Below are 20,034 nucleotides of genomic sequence, written 5' to 3' on the forward strand. Positions count from 1 at the left end.
GTTTCTTCTCAAAGAACAGAAGTAAAAGAAGCTTTCATCTAGTATTGGTATTGGCTTAGGAGCAATCAGTTATGCCATTGAAACTATTAAAATGCGACGAATCGATCCCAGAACGTGAAAAACACGTTTATATCAAAGAAAAAGGAGAAGACACAACTCAATTTCTACCTCTTTCCAACATTGAAACAATACCTGGTTCACTTTCAGAACGAGGATGTAGCTACTGTGGTGCCAAACTCGTAATTGGTGGTGTTCTCAAAGACACCATTCAAATGATTCACGGCCCCATTGGTTGCGCCTACGATACCTGGCACACCAAACGCTATCCTTCTGACAACGGTCACTTCCAACTCAAATATGTTTGGTCAAGTGACATGAAAGAGTCACACATTGTCTTTGGTGGTGAGAAACAACTCAAGAAATCGATCATCGAAGCCTTCAAAGAATTTCCCGACATCAAACGGATGATTGTCTACACCACATGCGCTACCGCATTAATTGGTGATGACATCAGAGCCGTCGTCAAAAGTGCTCAAAAAGAACTCGGTGATGTAGATATCTTCTGCGTTGAGTGTCCTGGATTTGCTGGCGTGAGCCAATCCAAAGGACACCATGTCCTCAACATCGCTTGGATTAACGAGAAAGTCGGCACACTAGAGCCAGAAATCACCTCTCCCTACACCATAAATGTGATTGGGGACTACAACATCCAAGGTGATACGTTTGTGCTAGAGAAGTACATGGAAAAAATGGGTGTACAAATCATTGCCCATTTTACTGGCAACGGTACTTATGATTCATTGCGAGGAATGCACAGAGCGCAGTTAAACGTTACTAACTGTGCGCGCAGTGCTGGATACATTGCCAATGAGTTGAAGAAGAGATATGGTATTCCCCGTTTGGATGTAGATACTTGGGGCTTTGACTATTGCAAAGAAGCTTTGCGGAAAATTGGTGCCTTCTTTGGCATTGAAGAAAGAGCCGAAGCCGTGATTGCTGAAGAAGTCGCCAAATACCAAGACAAGATGGATTGGTATAAGGAACGGCTCAAGGGCAAAAAGGTGTGTATTTGGACAGGTGGTCCCAGACTATGGCACTGGACAAAAGCATTGGAAGATGATTTGGGAATGCAAGTAGTTTCTATGTCTTCTAAGTTTGGACACCAGGAAGACTTTGAGAAAGTAATTGCCAGAGGTCAAGAAGGGACTATCTATATTGATGATGGTAATGAGTTGGAATTCTTTGAAGTCTTAGAGATGATCCGACCAGATGTGGTGTTGACTGGGCCGCGTGTGGGTGCGTTAGTCAAGAAGTTGCACTTGCCTTATATCAATGGTCATGGTTATCACAATGGGCCATACATGGGATTTGAGGGTGCAGTGAATATGGCGCGTGACTTGTACAATGCCATTTACTCTCCTTTAATGAACTTGGCTGCTATTGATGTCCGTGACGATGAAACCAAGAAAGATACATCGAAAGATGAAAACAATGAGAGTTTGAAACAGAAATCTGAGGAAATCACAGCCTACATTCAAGAGCGAACTGAGGAAATCACAACCTACATTCAAGAGCGTTGTTTATGGCAGTTTCACTCTCGTTCCTGGGACAGAGAAGAAAACATCAATGGTGTGATCAACAAAGCGATCGCTATCTTCAACGAAGAACAAGTAGTTAATGAAACTCTTGTTGACAAGCTTCATTATGCAGACGCAAAGATCCTTGTGCTTGATCTCAAAACTAAGTTCTCATGGATAAATAAAGCTCAGAAAGCACATATTACAGCAGTACTGGAGCTAGTTAGACAAAAGCTGCTCCATATTGCCATCACTGGCTCGCTTAATGCTGAATTGAATCATTCGCTTTACTAGATTTGAGCAATACATTGCTGAGTCAAACCGCTTACATTTAGTTTGGTGGAGTACTTGCGATTCTCTTACTGTCAATTCCACCAAACTCACGCAATCACTCACCAATAATTCTAGCGAAATTCAATTCTATAGAATAAGGTGGCAAGTTTAATTTAACTTCCACCAGCAAATTTCTTCAAAATTTCTACACTCTTCCGGAGGCAACAAAAATGTCTTTAGCTGTCAAAAAGAAAGAGCGTGCTGGAGTAATCAATCCCATATTTACCTGTCAGCCTGCGGGTGCAGAATATGCAACTATCGGTGTCAAAGATTGCATTCCTCTGGTGCATGGTGGACAAGGTTGTAGTATGTTTGTACGACTCATGTTTGCCCAGCATTTGAAAGAAAACTTTGACATTGCATCTTCTTCACTCCATGAAGCTAGTGCAGTATTTGGTGGTATGCCAAGGATTGAGGAAGGAGTGAAGACTTTGGTAGCGCGATATCCTCACCTGCGGTTAATTCCTATCATTACTACTTGTTCCACTGAAACCATTGGGGATGACGTAGAAGGAACAATCAACAAGCTCAACAAATTTTTAAAGAAAGAGTATCCCGATCGCCCAGTGAAGTTGATTCCCGTACACACTCCCAGTTATCGTGGCAGTCAGGTGACTGGATATGATGCTGGTGTCACCTCTTTGATTGCTAACTTAGCCAAAAAAGGTGAACCGAATGGCAAATTAAACATCATTACCGGTTGGGTTAACCCTGGTGATGTTACCGAAGTGAAACACATCCTCCAAGAAATGGGTGTTGAAGGTAACATTTTATTAGATACGGAAACCTTCAATGCTCCCACCATGCCAGATAGGAACAGCTTTACCTTTGGTAATACCACCATTGAAGATATTGCTGATTCTGCCAATGCGATCGCTACCATTGCTCTATGCAAATATGAAGGTGGTAACGCAGCAGAATTCTTGCAAAGGGAGTTTGGTGTTCCCGCAATTATTGGCCCCACACCAATTGGTATTAAAAACACTGACGCTTGGTTACAAAATATCAAGAAACTAACTGGCAAACCAATACCAGAATCCTTGGTAATAGAACGAGGCAAAGCGATCGACTCCTTAGCTGACTTAGCTCATATGTTCTTTGCTAACAAGCGAGTAGCTATTTACGGCGACCCCGATTTAGTAATTGGCTTGGCAGAGTTCTGTCAGGAAGTTGAATTAGAACCAGTATTGCTGTTGCTGGGTGATGATAACCAGGCTCCTTCTAAAGACCCCAGACTAGCTGAGTTGGACAAGAAAGCAAACCACGCTGAATATAATATCGAAGTGATCTGGAATGCGGATTTGTGGGAACTGGAAAGCCGCGTTAAGGAAAGAGGCGATATCGACTTGATTTTAGGTCATTCTAAGGGTCGATATATTGCGATCGATAACCAAATCCCAATGGTGCGCGTAGGCTTCCCCACTTTTGACCGTGCAGGTTTGTGGAAAAACCCTGTGATTGGTTACAGAGGTGCGGAATGGTTGGGAGATGCGATCGCTAATGCCTTGTTTGCAGATATGGAATACAAGCACGATCGCGAATGGATCTTAAACGTCTGGTAAAAGGTTGACACAAAGACACGGTAATGAAGGTATAGAAGAGGACACTTGATTACGAGATTCCTGACTGATTCAAAAAGTCGGGAGTCTCATTACTCCAGAGACTAGAGAAGTATTATGGCGACAAACATCGATGCAAACGTAGTATTTTACGGAAATTTAAGCGAATTGTATCGCTTGGCAAAAGAAGGTAAGATTAAGACTAGCTTACAAGGTAGTCATACCCGTCCCTGTAAATTCTGGACTGCAACGAAGATTTTAAGTGGCATTAAAGATGCAATTGTTATTTCTCACGGGCCTAGTGGCTGTGCGTATGGAGTCAAGCGAGCATACAAACTGACTAATAGCCGCAACAGTGGTTCTCCTTATGAACCTGTAGTAACTACCAACATGAGTGAGAAAGCGGTGATTTTTGGTGGCGAAAAAGAATTACAAGGCGCAATTCGAGAAGTAGATCAAAAATACCATCCCGATGCGATCGTTGTGGCTACCAGTTGCGCGTCTGGAATTATTGGGGACTGTGTTGATGATGTGGTAAATAAGGTACGCAGCGAAATCCAGTCTGAGATCATGACAATACATTGTGAAGGATTCGCAGGGGAGTATCGCAGTGGATTTGATATAGTGTTTCGGCAAATTGTAGACTTTATGGAACCACCCACTACTGAACGTAAAGCACAATTAGCCGATGCTGTCAATATTGTCGGTGCAAAAATGGGGCCGGAAAGAACGGAAGTAGAAACTGATGTTAAAGAACTAGTGCGACTAATCGAAGGAATGGGAGCCAGAGTTCACAGTGTGATTGCTGGTAACTGTACATTAAAGGAACTCAAACAAGCACCAAGTGCAGCAGTTAACTGTACCTTGTGCTTAGACCTGGGCTATACCATCGGTAAAGCCATGTTAGACAAATTTGGTACTCCCCTCAACTCTACAATCCTTCCCTATGGAATTTCTGCTACAGAAAAATGGCTGCAAGGCGCTGCAAAATATTTAGGGATGGAAGAGCAAGCAGCCGCCTTGATGGAACGGGAATATGCTGCCATCAAGACTGAATTTGAAGAAGCTAAAAAATATATAGAAGGGAAGTTAGCAATTATCGAAGGACATGATGCGATCAAGTCCCTATCCATTGCTCATATGTTAGAGCGTGATTTTGGGATGCGTGCGGTCATCTATAACTTCCATCCCTGGAGTACAGAGGCGCGGGAAACCAGTGTAGATTACCTATTGGAAACGGGATTAGACCCGGAAATCTTGATTACGAAAGGAACACTGGCTTTTGGTAAGTATGAGTCGATGAAACAAACCGAAGATGAATTACTGAATTTTATTGGTGGTCTTGATGCCGATTCAGTAGTATATTTTGGTTCTTCCTTGAGTTTCCCCCACATTCCCGTTGTGGATTTAAATGCCATCTTAAATCGTCCGAGATTCGGCTATCGCGGAGCCTTAAAGGTAGCTAAGTGTATTAAAACGGCACTTCAGTATGGTTTTAGACCTCGCAGCTCGTTGACCAAACAAATGGTATTCCCGAAAAATTCAGGGTTAGCATCTGCTCAATCACTGACAGGAAAATTAGCCCAAGATTTGCCCGATTGTACCGTATATGCAGGTAAGAAGCGGGGCAAATGTTTGAACGAGTAATAACTTACACAATTTTACGGTATATGCAAAGAAGAGAAAAGGAAAATGCTCTCAGCAATAACAAGCGAAAATTCTCAGGTACTCAATGTAATATCCTCCCAGAAAGAACAACTAACCTTTGACAATTGCGATCGCAGTAAAGACCCAATCGTCGGCTGTGCCTTGGAAGGTATTGCCAACATGGTTGCTGGTATTAAAGATGTCAGTATTGTGATTCATTCTCCCCAAGGTTGTGCGTCAACTGTGGCGGCTGGGTATGATCACCATGAGGTTGATTTTACCAAGCGCAAAGTCGGTTGTACTCGTCTTTTTGAATCAGATATTGTGATGGGAGCGTCTGAGAAGCTCAAAGGTCTGATTAAAGAGGCGGATCAATCTTTTCATGCTAAGGTGATGTTTGTCGTTGGTACTTGTGCGGCAGATATCATTGGTGAGGATATTGAGGGTTTATGCAATAATCTTCAGCCAGAAGTAAATGCTAAACTCGTTCCTATACTTGCTGGTGGGTTTCGAGGTAATGCTTATGATGGTTTGGAAATGGGATTAGAGGCTTTACTTCCTTTTATAAAAAAAAGGCAAACTAAGAGAAGGGGTAAAAGGCCGAGAATTGTAAACATTATTGCACCACAGGCAAATATCAATCCTACTTGGTGGGCTGATTTGCAATGGATAAAGCAAACGTTAAAATCTTTAAGAATCAAGGTACAAACGGTAATTTCTCATGGTACCTCGTTTGCAGAACTGGAGCAAGCTGGTGAGGCAACCGCTAATATTCTTCTCAGTCATGATGTCGGGTATAAGTTTGCTCGGAAAATGCAGCAGACTCATGATATTCCTCTGATCCTCAATGATATACCTTTGCCAATAGGTGTAAAAAATACTACGCGATGGTTGCAGGCATTAGCAGCACATTTCAAAATAGAAGAAAAGAAAGTAGAACCATTGATCAGACAAGGCGAAGAAATGGTTGTAGATACGCTTCGCCGACGAGCATTAATGATTATTCCTCGATATCGTAATTGTAGAGTTGCGGTATCTGCGGATGGAACGCTGGGAATTGGACTGGTAAGAATGCTCTTTGAAGAGTTGGAGATGATTCCAGAAGTCTTGTTGTTTCGCTCGGCTATGCGTGAATCTCGTTCAATTCTGGAGCAAGAACTACAAAGTATGGGTATTTCTCCTCGCTTGGTATTTTCTGCTGATGGGTATCAAATTAAACAAGCTTTGAGGGAGGTTGATACTGATGCTGTTCTTGGCTCGGCATGGGAAAAATACATGGCAGAGGAGTTGGGAATTAGAATTGCTTTTGATGTATTTAGTCCGACTAACAGAGAAACTTATCTTGACAAACCATATTTTGGCTATGAAGGAATGATCAACATGATGGAAGTCATTGCCAACGATTGGGATAGAGCTTTTCGTTCTAAACATATACATTGGACTTAGGCATTAGCGATCGCTCTTGGGGAAGAATGAGGGCGATCGCTTAACTATGGTGGTATTATTGATTATTCAGACTTTCACTACTACCTGATTTATTACCTGCGACTAATTCTGGTTCAAAGTCTGGATGAAACTCAACAACCCAAGTCATTATTAATTATGCTCTTAAAAAATCATTTTTTTGGAAAGCTAAGTTGCTCTGTGAAAGGCTCGGCTTGCCTTCCATTAACGGATTGATTTACAATAGCTTGAAGCCGAAGTTATTGAGAGTCTCGCGCAAGTTCTTGCATCCTTTGAGATAGTCCAGGGTGGCGATTCTCTCGGCTGAGTGTTCTGACCAATCAACAGCGACATTCATCTTTTGTTCAGTGTAGAACTCTTTCATAATGTCGTTGTAACGAGCGATCGCTTCTTCTTGTTCTGCTAATTTATAAGTGTCTCGGTGCAACACAGCTGACTGGGGTAGACGCGGTTTAATTGCTGCTTTGACTTCAGGATTGGGATAACCTACACATAACCCAAACACAGGAAATACAAAAGGTGGCAAATTTAATAATGTGGCTACTTCTTGCGTATTTTTACGGATTGCACCAATATATCCTGTTCCTAAGCCAAGAGACTCAGCAGCAAGAGTTGCATTTTGGGCTGCTATTGAGGCATCGACTATTGCCTTAATCAATAATTCTATATAGTCTAAAGCAACATGAGGTAGTCCACGACTGTCAGCTATATGAGCCAGACGACCTAAATCTGCTAACCAAACCAAAAATAAAGGAGCTTGCTTGACATGGATTTGGTTATTAGCCAGCTTGTATAATTCTTCTCTGCGTTCTTGATCTTCAACTGCTACCACACTCCAAGTTTGCATATTAGCTGAACTCGCAGCCGATTGAGCAGCTGCTACTAACAACTCTAGGGTTCCTGATGGCAGGGGATCGGGTAAATAAGAGCGAACTGAACGGTGAGATAAAATCATCTCTACAGAGTCATTCCAAGGAAGATCGTAATTGAAGGGTATTTCACCGTAGCGCGATCGCAGTAACTCTACAGGATTAGTCATAATTAACCGTTAAACTCCAAATCTTCTAAGCTTGCAAAAAACTCCATCACAACAGCACTTCTTCACAAATTCTCTGTGTACCTCTGCGTTTACCTCCGCGTCCCTCTGCGTTTAAATTTCCAGCCTCTATTCCTCACAAAAAGAATCACTCAACATTCCGAAAAAACGCAACTCGTAAAGCCAATCGACTTTCAGATGGAGGGCAAGTAAGCGGTGTTACCATATGCCAAGAATTGTCAGAACGGGCAATCACCACTGAAGAATGGCTTAGGGGTAAAATATCTTGAAAGGTAGATTCAGGCTGCTCATCTTTGAGAATTCGCAAACAGCCACCCCAATCTCCAGACCATTGTTGATTGAAAAATAGCAGATGAGTTAAAACTTTATTCGGTTCGTCTGTATGGGGAGAATGTTGGTGTCCTGATTTATATTGACGAAATCCAATATCCATCACACAGTTTTTGAGGTCTAAACCCGACATTTCGGCTAAAGCTATGCGATAATCATCAGACCAGAGTCCTTCTATCAACTGTCGCCACACATAACTCAGGTGTTTTAAATCACTAGTAAGTCTTCCTTGTGCTAAACGCTGTCGCCAGCGATCATCCTTGAATTTGAGCATCAAAGGAATATCCTGACTAGGGGCGAGTATCTTTCCCCAGTAGTAGCCGTATCCCTCTCCTGTTGACAATTGAAACTCCTGGTGAGGAAAACTAGCAGTTAGTTCCAAGCTGGCTTCTGGTGAAAGCAAGTTTTTCATCAAAGCCCAGTTATATGGAACTTTTTGCATGACGGTGGTATGTATGGATTGAAGATTTAACATGATTTCAGAAGATAAATATTATTTTTGCTTGTACAAGGTGCGATTGTAATAGCGATGATGAAAGGAAGTTGGTAAACCGCATCGCAGGCCAAAAAGGTGGCGGTATCTTGAAAAGTGGCGTTGCTGTTCTGTTTTCCGTAGGCGATCGCATCAGGTGTATCATAAAAAATGGCTGTGATATGAGTGCAAATCTATGCGAATTCATTACTTACAACACGTGCCATTTGAAGGACTTGCCAGTATTGAACAGTGGGTGACACGGCATGGTAATATTATTTCTGCAACTAAGTTTTACAATGGTGACACTTTACCACCTGTTGATGACCTAGATTGGGTAATAGTCATGGGTGGTCCGATGAATATTTATGAGGATGATAAGTATCCTTGGTTAAATTCAGAAAAACATTTTATTGAAGCAGCAATTGAGAAAAATAAAGTAGTTATTGGCATTTGTCTGGGTTCGCAACTAATTGCTGATGTTTTGGGTTCTAAGGTCTATAAAGGTCAGGAAAAAGAAATCGGTTGGTATCCAATTACAATGACTCCAGAAGCACAAAATTATCCTGTTTTTGCGGCAATTCCTCAGTCTATGAATGTGTTTCATTGGCATGGCGATACTTTTGATTTACCTTCAGATGCGGTACGGCTAGCCTATAGTGAAGCATGTGCGAATCAAGCTTTTATTTATGGTGACAAAGTATTAGGTTTGCAATTTCATCTAGAATCAACTAAAGAAAGTGTTCATCAAATTATTGAAAATTGTGCTTCCGAATTAGTTGCAGGTAAATATATTCAGAAACCTGAAGAAATGTTGGCAAGGGATGATGATTTTAGGAATATAAATACTGCCATGTGTAAAATTCTAGATTATTTTGCTACTGTTACCTAATAATTTATAGAACTCCGATAGTATTGTGGCTCCTATTTCTGGTATATGAAAATCTTTTTTTCTAAACAAAATGTGCGTCTTTAGGATTGAATGCCAGCTTAATCATTGCATTGTGGTACACATTGTCGGATATATCACTCCGAGGTACTCTAGCAGTTAAAGTTTCCTCTCCCACTTTCACCCTAATAGTATGAGTCCCTATGCCACGTACGATCCTTTCCACTCGCCCTTCTATTGTCACCATTCCTGACTGATATGGAATTGAATAACTGGCATCATCAATATAGAAAGCATCACCGGATAGACAACAGGCTGTTATGGGTGTTTTTACTTCGCCAAAATATGAAAACTCTATACTGTTTGCCAGTTTAATCAAATAACCATGCTTGTTAGGTTGTAACTGGCACTTAATAATATTATCCATGCCTACCAGTCTGGCAATTTGCTGGTTAGCTGGTCTGCGGATCAGAGTTTCCAATTTATCATCCTGGACAATGCAACCATCAAATAGTGCGATCGCTCGATCAGCAAAATGCAGGATGTCAGTAAAGTTATGACTGACTAATATAACTGCTGCTCCCCTCGCTTGGGCCCATTGTCGAATTTTCTCAATGATTTGTGGGCGGATTGCCACATCTAAGGAGGCGGAAGGCTCATCTAATAGCAGCAATTCTGCATCAGCTACTAAGCCACAGGCAATACAAACCCGCTTACCTTCGCCACCAGATAGTGCGCGGGCTTGTCGATGTGCTAAATGCTCACAGCCAAATGTTTCTAGGACAGTATATACCCTGTGCTTAATTTGGTGTTTTGGTACTCCTCGAAACTGTAATACTCTGGCAACATTATTAAAAACAGTGTCATCTAATAGTAATGTTTCTTGAAAAACCAAAGCCGAACGACGACGCAACAATGTTTGATTAGCATTGCGGACATCCTGCCCAAACAATTGCATCTCACCACAATAAGGTTGCAACATATTGATGGTTCTTAACAAAGTGCTTTTACCAGCACCATTGGGGCCAAGTACTGCTACAAGTTCCCCAGGACGGACAGCAAAATTATCAATTGATAAGATATTTTTCCGGGTTTTGCTATTGACCTTCACTTGGCGCATATTCAGGACATACTGGTTTATGCTCCCAAGATTTTGCTGTTGTGCTACAGCAGAGGATTCCAGATTCACAAAGGACTTCAGCCTAGTAATTTTACTCATAACATTTTCTTCTCGTGCTGTAAGATCGTCAGCGATACAATAATGCCGTAGGTGATGATGAGTAGAATGTAGGCGATCGCCATAGCAATATCAAAATTACCTTTTTCGACTTCCGTAACAATAGCTGTGGTTAGCACTCTTGTCTGACCTTTGATATTACCGCCTACCATCATTGATGCACCAACTTCAGAGATGACGCGACCAAAACCCGCTATCACAGCAGCTATCAACCCTAACTTTGCTTCCTTAATCAGCAACCAGTTAGCTTGCCACTGTGTCGCCCCCATCGATAGTAGTTTCCAGCGTAGTTTAGGATTAATACTGACAATTGCTGCAAAACTGAAGCCAGCAACAATTGGGAAAGCAATAATTGCTTGGGCTAGAATCATAGCTGTGGGTGTATACATTAGTTCAAGATTGCCCAAGGGGCCAGAACGCCACAAAAATAAGCTAACGACTAAGCCCACCACAACTGGCGGTAATCCCATACCGAAGTTAACTAAACTACTTAATACCTGTTTACCAGCAAAATCTGCTAAAGCCAACCATAATCCCAAGGGTACACCCAGCAGAACGCTAATAGCTGTCGCGGTTCCAGATACTAGCAATGTTACGCTCATAACCTGGAAAACATCGCGATCGCCACTTGTTAATAGCTCAATAGCTCTAATCGCTCCTTCGATGATTGTATTCACAATACTCTCTAAAAAAAATACTTAAATGTGCAATAGAGTAAATCTTGATAATCTTATACTCAAATTTCTTTCACAGGACTTACGCAAGTGTCATAAATTTCTTGTTGCGGCTATCCAGAGTCCAAAATAGTCACTAATCACTGTTGACTATTGATTTAAAAGCCGTAATCTTTTTCTGTTTTACCGCCATCAGTATAAAAGAGTGGTTGTCCATATTCTTTTTTTCCGTGGGCTGCAATCAGTTTCTGTCCTTCAGGAGATAAGACATAATTAATAAATGCTTTAGCTCCTGCACTATTGACTCTGGGGAATTTTTGAGAATTTACTTCCATGACATGGTAGAGATTTAATAGTTTCTTATCTCCTTCTACCAATACTGGGAAAGATAAATTTTTCTTCTGAAATACATATGTTGCCCGATCTGCTAAGGTATATCCCAGTTTTTGATTAGCGACTTGCAAAGTTTGCGCCATTCCCGCACCTGTTTGTTGATACCAAGCACCAGATGGTGTGATATTAGCTTGTTTCCATAAATCTTTTTCTAGTTTATTAGTGCCTGAGTCATCGCCTCGCGATACAAACAATGCTTGATTTTTGGCAATCAAGGAGAATGCTTCCACAGCATTCTTTTTCCCTTGAATTTTAGCCTTATCTGCATCTGGCCCGACAATCACAAAGTCATTGTGCATGACCAAGTGGCGATTAATTACCGCACCTTCTGACAAAACTTTGCGTTCGGCTTTGGGTGAATTGACAAACAGTGCGTCAACTTCGCCTTTTTCAGCCAGAGCTAAAGCCTGTCCAGTACCAACAGCAACCTTTTTGAGCTTATACCCTGTTTTATTTTCAATTGCTGGCACTAAATCATCTAGCAGACCGCTATCTTCAATACTGGTTGTCATTGCGACTATGACATTTTTATTTGTTGAAGATTGTGCATTAGCTGACTGTTGTAAGACTAGCAAATTACCAGCATCAGCACTCAAAATTGCCAAGCAAAAAGCTAAACAGGCAATGAAAATTCTCCTTTTCATATAATCTTTGGAAATATAGGATTTACGCATTAACAGAGTAATAAAAAATCTAAGATAAAGTGAGTGGTGTTGTGTGTTTATCCTTGGGGAACCAAGCTTAAAAGTTCTTCAACTGTGAGACTGCGTTTGGTTTGTACTGATTGATGTCGCACAGCATCTAATACTGATTGAATTTCTGCTTGACCGAGAGTAATCCCATGTTGTTGCAACACACTCAGCAATAAATGCCGACCGGAATGTTTGCCTACAACTAAACGCCGTTCCCAGCCAACATCTTCTGGGGCAAATGGTTCGTAGGTGACAGGATTTTGCAGCACACCGTGAGCATGAATACCTGATTCGTGGGCAAAAGTATTTTCACCAACGATCGCTTTCCAGGGTGGTACAGGATAGTTGGTGGCTTTGGCTACTAATCGCGACAGTTCTACTAATCGTTTGGTATCAATGCCTGTTTTAATACCATACAGGTGTTTGAGTCCCATGACGACTTCTTCTAGTGGTGCATTTCCTGCCCGTTCACCAATACCATTGACTGTGGTATTAACTGATAATGCTCCAGCTTTTACCCCAGCTAAGGTGTTTGCCATTGCTAGTCCAAAGTCATCGTGCATATGCATTTCCACTGCAATTGATAGGTGAGAAACTAGATGACTAACTTTGTTGTAAGTAGTTATGGGATCAAGAATTCCTACGGTGTCACAGAAACGAAACCGGAATGCGCCCCATTCTTGAGCAGAGTGGGCTACATACAGTAAAAAAGATTCATCGGCTCTAGAGGAATCTTCTCCACCTACAGATACAGATAAACCGCGATCGCAGGCAAAATTGATCGCATCCCGCAGGCGATCCAATACTAATTGTCTTTTACCCTGAAACTTGGCAGCAATCTGAATGTCAGAGACAGGAACAGAGATATGCACTCGCTCTAAACCACAATCTATAGATGCTTTGAGATCAGACAAGTTAGCCCGATTCCAACCGAGTAATTTGGCGTTTAATCCCAGATTGGCAATAGTTTTAATTGATTGTGCTTCTTCATGCCCCATTGCCGGAATACCAACTTCCAGTTCTTGAACACCAATTGAATCAAGTAGAGTGGCGATCGCGATTTTTTCCTCAACGTTGAAAGCTATACCTGCGGCTTGTTCGCCATCTCGCAAGGTTGTATCGTTAATCTGAATCGTATGGTTACTCATAGTGAAGTATAGTTTATGACTTTAAATATTTGCGACTATTTCGCCAATCTTACTTGTGTCATAGCCACCAAGCAGCTCAAGTTGCGATCGCACTAGCCGATGTCCCAAGATGCTGAGAAATTGTTGTACTGGTGCTTCTTCCAAGTATTCTTTGAGAATCACCAAGTCGTATCGCGATCGATGCAGAGGAATAAACCCCAAATCAAAGGCCGTAGCTACGGATGCTGTACTGATACCTGCATCAGCAACTCCTGAGATGATAGATAAAGCGACATCTTGATGGTTATGAACAATACGATCAAATCCTTTAAGAGTCTGGAATGGCACCCGTTCCTCTTCAAGTTTTCTCTCTAAAAGCATCCGACTGCCAGAACCCGGTTCATGGGTGACAATAGTGGCTCCAAATTCTACCAAATCGGAAACTGTTTTAATTCCGATTGGATTTCCTGGTGCGACTAATAATCCCTCTTCCCAAACCCCAAGAGTGATCAGGACAGCATTCTTACCTGCTAAGGCTTCCTGCACAAAAGGAATGTTATGTTCTCCGGTTTGCGGATCATACAAGTGCATCCCGGCAATATGTACTTCACCTCGGCATAAAGAGCGCAATGCAGCCATGCTGTGAGCAAAATGATAATGAACTCGCAGTTGTGGATGCCAACGTTCAGTTGCTCTTGCCAAAAGGGAAAGCACGGGTGTACAACCTGCGATCGCAACTGTATTATGCAGTTTATCCATATCATCTAGAAGCCGAACCAGAACTTTATTTGTACCTATGTGTCTCTGTGCTTCACCCTCCAGATTTGGTAGCTTGCTTGTACAGGGAAACCAGTCTATTGCAACAACCTCACCATCTGCCGGAATTATATCAATGCGAAAAGCATTGTTCCCAACTAGAGGATAAGCTATCCATTGATCCCCAATCCGCACTAGGCTGACTCGTGATTGCTGTCGATTAGGGGCTGCTCCGGCAAGAATAGCTTCAATTTCGGGTAAATCATCCTCTAGCCAGAATAAGTCTTCAACTTGGCAACCAAGCGCCTTGGCTAAACGCAAGGAAATGGTAACTGAAGGAGCATATTGTCCCGATTCCACACCACCAATAGTCTGACGGGTGACACCTGCTATATTAGCCAAGTCTTGCTGACTCATACCCAGGCGATTCCTTATTGACTTCAGGTTATTGCAAATATGCATATCCAGCTTCATCAGCCTGTACTCTCCGTTACAAAAAGCCACAGCAGATACACTTAATTAGCCCAGGCAATAGAAGGTCTTCTTGTAGGTGCTTTTTCTGCTGGAAGACCTGTTAGTATTTTTGTATTTTTACATATTTTTCATTCCCCCTATGGCAAGCATAGCATACATGTTGCCAAAATAATTGCCTAAAGAAAAATTTTTTATCCCTGTATTTTTTATCAATAATGTATTTATAACTACAGAAAATTTATGGTTTTTATAATTTGTATGAAAGGTTTTAGGGACTTCCAGAGAATAAAATATACAGCTAATAAAAATGATAATCATTCTGAGGGGGAGAGAGCGGTTGCCGTCGGCAACCGCTCTCTCCCCCAAAAAATATGCAAGATAAATATCTGCACTCAACACTGAAAGAGCGCAGTCAACAGAATTACCATTACGAGCATAAAATTAAAAAAACTGAGACCTTTAATGCTTTTGGTGAAGAAGTTGGTTGGAAAGGAAGACTCGGATGGAAAAGAAAGGAAGATTTGACTTACGATCTTCGCTCTCCACAAGGTCATCTTCCCGCAAAAGTATTTCTTTGGTGTCGCAAAGACTTGTTTAGTGAATATTGTTCTCCGTTAATAATAGAAATCAACGGTAAATATTTCAGCGATAATTCTCTTAAAGTTGTAAGTGTTATGCAGCGATTCCAAGACTGTAAACTCTCAAAAGAAACGTTACCGCGATCGTGAGCTAGTTACACGAACTATAGAGAATTAATGGTGTTATTAAAGTATAAATTTCTGTCCACTATAGGTAAAGCTTTATAAATAAGTGGCAAAAAAGGACGTGATCGCAAAAATTATCTACCAAAGGCGATCGCACCCAAGCTAACAATACACTGGCGATCGCCTTCACTTAGCGATGTCAAATTTGTGCCAGTCACGTAAGCCTTAGCGTTCGAGAGGCTTTGCTACCAACCACTGGAGTTCCAACCACAGAACAGGATCTTTTTGCTTCAAGGTTGAGGCTGGATCGCGGATAATACGTGTAGCGTTCATGCAAATAGCTTCTGATATTCCCAGGTCTTTAGCAGCTCTTCTGAGAATGGCTTTGTAAGCATTGATTAAGGGAAACAGCTGATCCGGAGAGTAGACAACAAAATGTTGAGAAAGTTGTGGTGGCTTACCCCAATAGGAGTTTACAAGTTCGACGTGGCAATGTTGGAGCAATCCACCGAGTTTGGGACAGCGCTGTTTGACCACAGTGGTAAATTTTTGGACTAAAACCTCTTCAGTCAACATAATAAGTTATATTCCTTCTAGTAAGGTAAACAATTTTTGGTGTAGTTCAGAATGCCAATTTTTGAGATCAGGATAAGGCTATAAAAACCTCTCAATTGGGTTAAAACTAATCAGAAGTGAGGGATTTTTCACTTAACAACGTTGTTTGTTCTGTTGTTTGAGGACTAGCAATTCTGACCTGTTCAAAAAAACGAGACATCCAAGGCAAAGCCACAAGAATTCCCGCTAAAACTACCAAAAATACAGAGATACCAAAAATTTGGTCACGGTTAATTTCGAGAACACCACGTAAAATTACCTCTCGTAAAGCAGAAACAATAGTAATTTCTACTGCTGCTCCTACGGATATACTCTGTGCTTGCAGGTAGTCAATTAACAGGCGAAATAACTCTACTAAAATCAAAATGAACAGGATGTCAGATGTTACTTGCCGTAAATCTAGTGGATGCAAAAAAGAGGAGAACATATCTACCAGACGGATGAGCATCACACAGAATAAACCCAGGCAAAGAGAGATGATAATGAAGTCTTGAAAAAATTCCAGATTACGTACAACTCTATCTCGCTGAAAACAATTATTTAACTTTGTAATCAGCCGCTTTTGTGTGGAATCTTTGGACAGTCTAAAATTGTCAATATCCATATCTATAATAAGCAAGAAATTCTTTGACCAGCCCTTCAAGCAAGGAAGTAAGAATCTTCATTTCTCCTACCTTTATATTCATTTCCAGATATAAATTAGGACAAACAAAACAATCCAGATGACATCAACAAAGTGCCAAAAAATAGAAGTGGCATTTACACCAAAATGACCCGTGTCATAGTTACCAGGGATGAAAGAGCGACCAAAAACAATGATCTGCAACAAAATGCCAGTGAGAACGTGCAAACCGTGGAAGCCTGTCAGTAAATAAAACATCCCACCAAAGACTCCTGTGGTAAAGCCAAAGGAAAGGTGGCTCCACTCGATTCCTTGTCCGACTAAAAAGTAAGTTCCCATTGCGATTGTTAACAAAAGAAACTGACGAAATTTCATTAAATCGTGGCGTGCAAGAGCGTGTTCCGCCAAGTAGATCACAAAGCTACTGGAAACAAGAACTACCGTGTTAATTGCTGGATCCCTGACTTCCAGTCCGGAAACACCAGGAGGTAACCAGTTAGGAACTGTTGTTTTGTAGACAATATATGCTGTAAAAAAACCCAGGAAAATAAAAGTCTCCGAAAGCAAGAATACAATGAAGCCAAACATCTTATTGCCTTCTTCATCATGGGTATGCTCGTCGGAGGAATATTTTAACTCTTCTGCAATGAGCGAACTGTCCATTTGATAAATTCTCCTTCAGTGATTATTAATGGCTAATAGCCAATAGCCATTAATAATTAGCTACTAACTACTAATGCTCGGCTACCAATGGTTCAGATTTACCGTAGCCGTAAGGTTCACCTACAACAACTGGAATTTCCTCAAAGTTCTCTACAGGAGGGGGTGAAGAAACTATCCACTCAAGTCCAATCGCTCGCCAAGGATTCTTTGGTGCTTGCTGGTCATGCATCCAAGAACTAATCATATTCAGAATGAAGGGCAAAGTGGACACACCTAACAAAAATCCTCCAACACTGGCAACAATATTCCAAAATTCATACTCTGGAGCGTAAGAAGAGACTCGGCGCAACATTCCTTGCAATCCTAGTGGATGCATTGGAAAAAAGTTGAGGTTAGTACCAATGAAAGTTAGCCAGAAGTGCAACTTACCCAAGCCTTCGTAGTACATACGCCCAGTCATCTTGGGGAACCAAAAATAAATAGCAGCAAACATCCCCATCGTTACTGTGCCATACAGAACATAGTGAAAGTGTCCCACCACATAATAGGTATTGTTGACATGGACATCAATGGGAACAGAGGAGAGGGTGATGCCAGTGATGCCTGCAAACACAAATAATATTAATGCACCGAATGCAAATAGCATTGGTGTATCAAACCGCAGCTTGCCACCCCAAATCGTTGCAGTCCAAGCAAATACCTTAATACCAGTAGGTACAGAAACGAACATTGTTGTGACCATGAAAAACATCCGCATCCAGGCTGAAGTACCGCTAACGTACAGATGGTGTACCCAAACAATACCGCTAACTCCAGCAATCAAGAGCGATGAAACAGCAACAATTTTGTAGCCAAATAGAGGTTTGCGAGCAAAAACAGGGAATATCTCTGAAAAGACTCCGAAGACTGGCAGAATGATTACATAAACAGCAGGGTGGGAGTAAAACCAGAAAAAGTGCTGAAACAGAACTGGATCGCCTTCCTTAGTGGGGTCAAAAAAGCTAGTTCCAGCTGTTAAGTCGAGTAAAAGCATGACTGCACCTGCTGTTAAAACAGGTAATCCAAACAATTGGATAATCTGGGCACTGAATACGTTCCAAACAAAGATGGGCATACGGAAAAATGTCATGCCTGGTGCGCGCATCTTAACAATCGTGGTGACAAAGTTGATTGCCCCCATAATTGAGGAAACACCTGATATTGCCACAGCTAGCAGCCAGATAACTTCACCATTAATTAAGTTACCTGTAGGATTTTGCAAGCTGACGGGAGGATATGACCACCAACCTGCTTGCGCTGGGCCGCCAGGTACAAAGAAACTAGCCATCAGCAGGATAGCAGCGATTGGTATCATCCAAAAGGCAACAGCATTGAGTCTAGGAAACGCCATATCTCGCGCCCCAATCATCAGAGGCACAAGATAGTTAGCAAAACCTGTAAGTATGGGGAATGTCCATCCGAACAGCATCACTGTGCCATGCATGGTGAACAGGGCGTTATAGACACTACGGTCAACAAGGTCTGATTGTGGAGTAATTAATTCCCCACGAATGACCATTGCAAATATGCCACCTACCAAAAAGAGAATGAAAGCAGTAACAATATACTGAATACCAATTACTTTGTGGTCTGTGCTGAAGCTAAAGTATCGTTTCCAGTTTGTTGTAGGTTCGTGTTGAGCTACATCATTTGTAATATCTTCAACAGAAATATTTGTCATTGTTTTTGTCCTTGGTCATTTGTCATTTGTTAGTTAATAACTACTAACTACCAACCACTAACTATTGCTGTAATTGACTACAGGGGCTTGTGCAGGTGCTACCGTAGCCCAGCTTTTGATTAACTGTTTTGATGCTTGGGCATATTCGGAAGCTGCTTGATTGTTTGCAGTACATGGTTTGCGGTTTGCTGCTTCTTTTAGCCACTTTTTGTAGTCTTCAGGGGATTCAACAACAACATCTGCTTGCATGGTTGCAAAGTAAGTGCCACTGAATTCAGAATCGGTCAATTGGTATTTGCCAATACGGATAGGGGTGAATTCAAAGTCAATGTTACGGTTGGGAATAATGTCTTGCTTGACTCGGAAAGCAGGGATATAAAAACCGTGAATAACATCCTCTGACTGCATCGCTAAACGGATACGATGATTCACGGGTAAATGCAGTTCGGTACTAGTAATTCCTATTTCTGGGTAGCGAAAAACCCAAGCCCATTGTTTGGCATCGACTTCAATATCTTCAACAGGCAGGACATTAATATTCCCCGCGTCTTCACTTTCTCGCGTCTCCATGTCCTCATTCATTGGTGCAGCGTTTGCCGATCGCATTGCCATTGGCATATGCAAATGCATTGCTTGCATTGGCCCTTGAATCCCCATTTGCTCGTAGATTTGGTAGCTGTAACCTGCAATCCAAAACACTAATAATACGGGAATCGCAGTCCAGACAACTTCTAGTGTTATGTTTCCTTCAATTGGTGGGCCATCGCTAGTATCATATTTCTCGGCTCGGTGGAAAATCGCTGAATACAATAATGTTCCTGTGACTCCCAGGAAGATAAATGCTCCCAGTGTGATCAAGAAACTAAACAAATTATCAACTAGCTGCGATTCTGCTGCGCCTTGAGGGGGTAGCCAGGAATAGGCTAGATTGCCGATCCAGATACTAATGGCAGTTAAGGCGATCGCGATCGCACTTATAATCAAAATATTTCGGATTTTCATCAGGACAAATTTATTTATCAGTTAACA

General features: G+C 41.6%; 18 protein-coding genes. 6 read left to right on the forward strand and 12 right to left on the reverse strand.

Annotated features, from left to right (window positions below):
• The first annotated feature begins 71 nt into the window (after positions 1-71).
• The 4 genes from vnfD (at position 72) to UYI_RS0115745 (ending at position 6,562) form a co-directional block, all read left to right on the forward strand.
• Positions 72-1,871, forward strand: a complete 1,800-nt coding sequence (vnfD, locus tag UYI_RS0115730) for a nitrogenase vanadium-iron protein, alpha chain (RefSeq protein WP_016867598.1) — start codon at positions 72-74, stop codon at positions 1,869-1,871.
• A gap of 209 nt (positions 1,872-2,080) precedes the next feature.
• A complete protein-coding gene (gene vnfK / locus UYI_RS0115735; protein WP_016867599.1) occupies positions 2,081-3,472 on the forward strand; it encodes a V-containing nitrogenase subunit beta in 1,392 nt (463 codons plus the stop codon).
• Between the two features lie 114 nt (positions 3,473-3,586).
• Positions 3,587-5,116: a nitrogenase component 1 gene (locus tag UYI_RS0115740; protein WP_016867600.1), complete on the forward strand. Its 1,530-nt coding sequence runs from the start codon at positions 3,587-3,589 to the stop codon at positions 5,114-5,116.
• 45 nt (positions 5,117-5,161) lie between these two features.
• Complete coding sequence (locus UYI_RS0115745) at positions 5,162-6,562, forward strand: nitrogenase component 1 (protein ID WP_016867601.1); 1,401 nt, start codon at positions 5,162-5,164, stop codon at positions 6,560-6,562.
• A gap of 235 nt (positions 6,563-6,797) precedes the next feature.
• Here the strand turns inward: UYI_RS0115745 and UYI_RS0115755 are convergent, their stop codons facing one another.
• Together UYI_RS0115755 and UYI_RS0115760 are read right to left on the reverse strand one after the other, a co-directional pair.
• Positions 6,798-7,619: an NADPH-dependent oxidoreductase gene (locus UYI_RS0115755; RefSeq protein WP_016867603.1), complete on the reverse strand. Its 822-nt coding sequence runs from the start codon at positions 7,617-7,619 to the stop codon at positions 6,798-6,800.
• A gap of 145 nt (positions 7,620-7,764) precedes the next feature.
• The gene (locus UYI_RS0115760) at positions 7,765-8,442 is read right to left on the reverse strand and encodes a 2OG-Fe(II) oxygenase (RefSeq protein ID WP_016867604.1); all 678 of its coding nucleotides are present in this window, start codon (positions 8,440-8,442) and stop codon (positions 7,765-7,767) included.
• 193 nt (positions 8,443-8,635) lie between these two features.
• On the opposite strand from UYI_RS0115760, the gene UYI_RS0115765 reads away from it, so the two are divergent.
• Positions 8,636-9,331, forward strand: coding sequence for a type 1 glutamine amidotransferase (locus tag UYI_RS0115765; RefSeq protein WP_016867605.1), 696 nt, complete (start codon positions 8,636-8,638; stop codon positions 9,329-9,331).
• Between the two features lie 61 nt (positions 9,332-9,392).
• Here UYI_RS0115765 and UYI_RS0115770 read toward each other — a convergent pair whose 3' ends face one another.
• From UYI_RS0115770 to UYI_RS0115790, 5 genes are all read right to left on the reverse strand, one after another.
• The gene (locus UYI_RS0115770; RefSeq protein ID WP_016867606.1) at positions 9,393-10,547 is read right to left on the reverse strand and encodes an ABC transporter ATP-binding protein; all 1,155 of its coding nucleotides are present in this window, start codon (positions 10,545-10,547) and stop codon (positions 9,393-9,395) included.
• Positions 10,544-11,242 carry an ABC transporter permease gene (locus UYI_RS0115775; RefSeq protein ID WP_016867607.1) on the reverse strand — a complete coding sequence of 233 codons (699 nt, stop codon included), beginning with the start codon at positions 11,240-11,242 and terminating at the stop codon, positions 10,544-10,546. Before UYI_RS0115775 ends, UYI_RS0115770 begins: the two co-directional genes overlap by 4 nt.
• 155 nt (positions 11,243-11,397) lie before the next feature.
• Positions 11,398-12,276 (reverse strand): substrate-binding domain-containing protein, encoded by an 879-nt coding sequence (locus tag UYI_RS0115780; protein WP_016867608.1) that lies wholly within the window; start codon positions 12,274-12,276, stop codon positions 11,398-11,400.
• A 77-nt stretch (positions 12,277-12,353) separates the two neighbouring features.
• Complete coding sequence (gene nifV / locus UYI_RS0115785) at positions 12,354-13,472, reverse strand: homocitrate synthase (RefSeq protein ID WP_016867609.1); 1,119 nt, start codon at positions 13,470-13,472, stop codon at positions 12,354-12,356.
• Positions 13,473-13,493: 21 nt separating this feature from the next.
• Positions 13,494-14,681 (reverse strand): substrate-binding domain-containing protein, encoded by a 1,188-nt coding sequence (locus UYI_RS0115790; protein WP_035138670.1) that lies wholly within the window; start codon positions 14,679-14,681, stop codon positions 13,494-13,496.
• Positions 14,682-15,052: 371 nt separating this feature from the next.
• On the opposite strand from UYI_RS0115790, the gene UYI_RS0115800 reads away from it, so the two are divergent.
• The gene (locus UYI_RS0115800; protein ID WP_016867612.1) at positions 15,053-15,409 is read left to right on the forward strand and encodes a GUN4 domain-containing protein; all 357 of its coding nucleotides are present in this window, start codon (positions 15,053-15,055) and stop codon (positions 15,407-15,409) included.
• Between the two features lie 201 nt (positions 15,410-15,610).
• Here UYI_RS0115800 and UYI_RS0115805 read toward each other — a convergent pair whose 3' ends face one another.
• The 5 genes from UYI_RS0115805 to UYI_RS0115825 form a co-directional block, all read right to left on the reverse strand.
• Complete coding sequence (locus tag UYI_RS0115805; RefSeq protein WP_016867613.1) at positions 15,611-15,961, reverse strand: hypothetical protein; 351 nt, start codon at positions 15,959-15,961, stop codon at positions 15,611-15,613.
• Positions 15,962-16,067: 106 nt separating this feature from the next.
• The gene (locus tag UYI_RS0115810) at positions 16,068-16,604 is read right to left on the reverse strand and encodes a phosphate-starvation-inducible PsiE family protein (RefSeq protein ID WP_016867614.1); all 537 of its coding nucleotides are present in this window, start codon (positions 16,602-16,604) and stop codon (positions 16,068-16,070) included.
• A 78-nt stretch (positions 16,605-16,682) separates the two neighbouring features.
• Positions 16,683-17,285 carry a cytochrome c oxidase subunit 3 gene (locus tag UYI_RS0115815; RefSeq protein ID WP_016867615.1) on the reverse strand — a complete coding sequence of 201 codons (603 nt, stop codon included), beginning with the start codon at positions 17,283-17,285 and terminating at the stop codon, positions 16,683-16,685.
• A gap of 70 nt (positions 17,286-17,355) precedes the next feature.
• Positions 17,356-19,005: a cytochrome c oxidase subunit I gene (gene ctaD / locus UYI_RS0115820; protein ID WP_016867616.1), complete on the reverse strand. Its 1,650-nt coding sequence runs from the start codon at positions 19,003-19,005 to the stop codon at positions 17,356-17,358.
• A gap of 57 nt (positions 19,006-19,062) precedes the next feature.
• Positions 19,063-20,007: a cytochrome c oxidase subunit II gene (locus UYI_RS0115825; RefSeq protein WP_016867617.1), complete on the reverse strand. Its 945-nt coding sequence runs from the start codon at positions 20,005-20,007 to the stop codon at positions 19,063-19,065.
• Positions 20,008-20,034: the final 27 nt, after the last annotated feature.

Origin of the sequence: Fischerella muscicola PCC 7414, assembly GCF_000317205.1 — a bacterium.
Lineage (GTDB): Bacteria > Cyanobacteriota > Cyanobacteriia > Cyanobacteriales > Nostocaceae > Fischerella > Fischerella muscicola.